5 protein-coding genes and 1 pseudogene are annotated in these 4,133 nt (G+C 38.1%); 1 reads left to right on the forward strand and 5 read right to left on the reverse strand.

Annotation, left to right across the window (positions count from 1 at the left end):
* The coding region (locus ADA56_RS09575; protein ID WP_414651590.1) for a hypothetical protein at positions 1-602 on the reverse strand (602 nt) is incomplete at its 3' end.
* Between the two features lie 19 nt (positions 603-621).
* Here ADA56_RS09575 and purT point away from each other — a divergent pair.
* Positions 622-762, forward strand: a pseudogene (gene purT, locus ADA56_RS09910) (phosphoribosylglycinamide formyltransferase 2); the annotation flags it as partial.
* Between the two features lie 91 nt (positions 763-853).
* Here purT and ADA56_RS05635 read toward each other — a convergent pair.
* The 4 genes from ADA56_RS05635 to ADA56_RS09980 form a co-directional block, all read right to left on the reverse strand.
* Positions 854-1,228: a DUF5376 family protein gene (locus ADA56_RS05635; RefSeq protein ID WP_049369768.1), complete on the reverse strand. Its 375-nt coding sequence runs from the start codon at positions 1,226-1,228 to the stop codon at positions 854-856.
* A gap of 2 nt (positions 1,229-1,230) precedes the next feature.
* The gene (locus tag ADA56_RS05640) at positions 1,231-1,581 is read right to left on the reverse strand and encodes an EndoU domain-containing protein (RefSeq protein WP_049369769.1); all 351 of its coding nucleotides are present in this window, start codon (positions 1,579-1,581) and stop codon (positions 1,231-1,233) included.
* Entirely contained in the window at positions 1,578-1,985 is a 408-nt protein-coding gene (locus tag ADA56_RS09715) for a DUF5376 family protein (protein WP_049369770.1), read from the reverse strand. The genes ADA56_RS05640 and ADA56_RS09715 overlap by 4 nt, the downstream gene beginning before the upstream one ends.
* A 9-nt stretch (positions 1,986-1,994) precedes the next feature.
* On the reverse strand, positions 1,995-4,133 hold a 2,139-nt coding region (locus ADA56_RS09980; RefSeq protein ID WP_342548952.1), incomplete at its 5' end, for an EndoU domain-containing protein.

Genomic DNA, 4,133 nt, shown 5'->3' on the forward strand with positions numbered 1-4,133 from the left:
CCTTTTGCATCTGTGGTCGCTTTCTTAATTTGGTTATTCACCGCAGGTGATAATCCTGAAGCCACCACTTCCGCTGCCGGTCTGCCGGCTAAAGCGGTGCTGATAACATTTAATGCCGAATCAATGACAAGACGTTGACTTCCACCCGTTTCCCATTCTTTAGCTTCGCGACTCGCTGTCTCAAAATTATCTCGTGCTTGTTTGACTAAAGCGCGGTTAGTTTCGTTGTTGTTTTCTGCCTTGGCTTTTTCTGCTTCTTCTAACGCAATTGCGGCTTCATGACGCTTCGCTTTCGCTTCTTCGCCAAATTTATTAGCAAGCAAACTTCCTGCTTCCGCGACATTTGGTCCAAATTTCTCTGTCACCTCACGTTGGAAATCAAGTTCTTTTTGAACATCATCTTTATTAAAACGATTCTCTAATTTACCACTTTGACTTTGTGCACTCTCTGTAGTGATATCTGTTTTTATCGCAGCAATTTTATCTTGTACCGTTTTGCCTGTACGTTTTAATTGCTCTGCTTCATCTTTAATTATGATATTTTGTGTATTAATACCACTTTTTGTTGTGCTAGATTGGCTATCGGAATCTTTACCATACACCAATGCAGGGTTTAGGTTTAATAGTAATATTCACATTTTCGGCAAAAGAGAAATAAATGACCATCGCCGCTTAGGTATCTTACTCGCTCGTGATATTTCCATAGAAAAAGCATTGGAAAAAGTAGAGCGCGCTTACGCGAAGTTGGATGTGAAATTATAAGATTTGCTCAACTTAAGTATCGTTGAAAATAAAAAGTGCGGTCAATTTTGAGAGGTTTTAAAACTCTTTGAAAATTGACCGCACTTTTAACTTAAAATTCTAAGCGCTGTGTTAAGCCTTCTTCGGGTTCTTGACTTCGGAAAATCAGCCATAACCTCAACACATCAATCATAATTCCACGCGGTAAAGTGAGATAAAGTGATTCCTCTTCTTGGGCAAAAAGGAAATAAAAATTCACTTGATCGTTCATCACCTCAACGCCCCAAGAATTAGAGGAGATATCCGCTTCTTGAGTCATCTCATCTGTTAAGATTGACAATGAATGATCTAAAAAAGAGAAATAATTTGGACCACCCATTGGATCATTCAAATAGCCGGTTAGTGGATTTAGTTGATGATTTTCTTCTAAATAGCAAGTTGGAATAATTTGACCTTTATGCTGAATATACGTAAAAACAAGTTTCATCTTTACTCCTGCTCAGCACTTGGAAAAGCGGTGACGACAGGATAGGTATAACCTTCTATACGCACGCCTGAATTTGAAATGCCAACCCACATACCTTCAGCTTTACGAATAGGATCTAAATCATCTACTTGATTCATATAAGCAGAATTAATTTCTACTTTGATACGATCTGCCGTCCACGTTTGAGGAAACATCAAGGTCTCCCCATTATTGTTAGTTTTAGCAATATATTGATTAGTTTCACTATCAAAGGCGGAAATCTGTGCTAAATATACGCCATTTGGATAAGTGTATAATATCCGATCAACACGGATATTACCTAAGGTGGAATGGCCACCGATCATGACTGTCATTTATAAGCATCCTCTGAGTCGATAATTTCTTGGTAATCTGGCTGCTTTAACTCTACAGGTCTTTGAATGAAACTATACCACCGTCTAGCCAAATACGTTAATTCCTCTCTATCTACAATATAATACTTTTCCTCACTAGGATCATAATCTGCAGGTCTATCTTCAGGTAAATACAAGGAGAATCCCAAATATACCTTATCCTTATCTATTACTGCATCCATCACATCCGTACTAACATAATCTTTATCTATAGATAAATCGGCTAATGTAATACTACTATCAAAATTTAAAGTATCTAAATATATACGTACATATTCATCTCTCCAGGAGTGATTTTCATCATTTAAAAACACACAAGTTGATTTATAAAAACTTGAATCATCAAACTTAAATAATAATTTCATATACTTTTCCTAATTATAACTAGGAGCCTTAGGATAAATAGTGTCGATTTTTCCATTTTCCTTAACATACCAACGAACTTCAACTCCTGATTTTGTCACTCCTTTCCACTCAGACTTAGTACTAGGAACTTTGCTAGCATTTTTAAATGCATGCTCCAATTCAACTTTTAATCTATCCTGAGTCCAAGTTCTTGGAAACATTGTTGATACACTATCTTTTTCCTTACCAGATTTTTCTAAAAATGGCTTCGCATTTGGATCTTTTAAAGCCCTAGGATTTGGAATAGAAACTTTAGCCTCATAAACACCGTTTGCATATTCTTTAATTACTTTTTCCACTTTTACATTTCCGAGTGTGGTGTGTCCTCCTTTAAAGAAACTACCTTTTGGCTCACCATTAATAATATGTTTTTCTAACACTTTATCAGAAATTGGTAATTTAATATTTTTCGCCAACTCATTAGCTTCTCTATTTAAATTCTGTTCATTTAAATAAAAGTCTTTTTGGCGATTAGAAATCCTTTCATTTAATCCTTTATTTCGATTTACTCCTAGATTTGTATTATCCCTTGAATAATCCACATCTGGTGAACGAACCCACTTACCCCCAATCCATTTCATAGTTTTTCCAGCCACAGAGACCGTTGCAGCACCGGTTGTTAAACCAAAGAAGACCTCTCCCACATCTTGAGGATTTCCATCTGTCATCTCACGTAGCGCTTTCTCAACAGAATGCGCAGGGATATCTTGCTCAATCCATTCTTTTGGTAGACGAACAAGTTTCTCACCTATGCGCAAGGTATCATCTAATACCTCACCGAAAGATGTATTATCAATATAATCTTTCGCTGATTTTAAACTTTCCTTCGTTTTTTGTGGCCCTGAATTTGTTAAGCCATACCAAATTGAACGAAAATAGGCATCATCTGGATAATAATTTCTTGCTAGGGACTCAAAATCCTTACCTTCTGATACATGAGCCAAATAAGCATTAAGTTGTTCTTTAAAATGCTTATTCGCTTCCTGTGAATAGGCTAGATAACAATCTGAATTACCTGCACATTGTTGCTCTGCGCTGCGTTTTGCTGCGAGAAGCTCCCGCTCAAGGGATTGACGATATTCATCCAGTTCTTGATTCCGTTTTTTACTAAGCTCATTAGTTTCCTCGACCACTCTCATTTCGCAATCAGAATCACCTTTACAAGCTTTATATTTTCTTTCTGCTTCAACTAAATCAGATGGTTTTAAATAATTATTCTCCACCGCATCTTTCGCTGTCTTAGCTGCAATAATCGCCCCATCAGAGCTATCTGATAAACTACCACCAGCAATACCCGCTGCCACTTGGCTTAAAGACGATACAGTACGTTTTTCTTCTTCGCTAAGCTTTTCAGGTGATTTATCATAAAGTGTCGAGGAAAGAAAATGAGCTGCCGCCTCTCCACCTGCTGCACCTGCCGCACCCGCAGCAACATTACGATTGCCCGCATAAGCCTCTACCGCGCCCCAAAGTGCATGAGCAGTCAAATTGAGAGCCGTATTCACATTGCCTTTTGCATCTGTGGTCGCTTTCTTAATTTGGTTATTCACCGCAGGTGATAATCCTGAAGCCACCACTTCCGCTGCCGGTCTGCCGGCTAAAGCGGTGCTGATAACATTTAATGCCGAATCAATGACAAGACGTTGACTTCCACCCGTTTCCCATTCTTTAGCTTCGCGACTCGCTGTCTCAAAATTATCTCGTGCTTGTTTGACTAAAGCGCGGTTAGTTTCGTTGTTGTTTTCTGCCTTGGCTTTTTCTGCTTCTTCTAACGCAATTGCGGCTTCATGACGCTTCGCTTTCGCTTCTTCGCCAAATTTATTAGCAAGCAAACTTCCTGCTTCCGCGACATTTGGTCCAAATTTCTCTGTCACCTCACGTTGGAAATCAAGTTCTTTTTGAACATCATCTTTATTAAAACGATTCTCTAATTTACCACTTTGACTTTGTGCACTCTCTGTAGTGATATCTGTTTTTATCGCAGCAATTTTATCTTGTACCGTTTTGCCTGTACGTTTTAATTGCTCTGCTTCATCTTTAATTATGATATTTTGTGTATTAATACCACTTTTTGTTGTGCTAGATTGGCTATCGGAATCTTTACCATA

Source organism: Parahaemophilus parainfluenzae (assembly GCF_001055095.1).
Classification (GTDB): domain Bacteria; phylum Pseudomonadota; class Gammaproteobacteria; order Enterobacterales; family Pasteurellaceae; genus Haemophilus_D; species Haemophilus_D parainfluenzae_Z.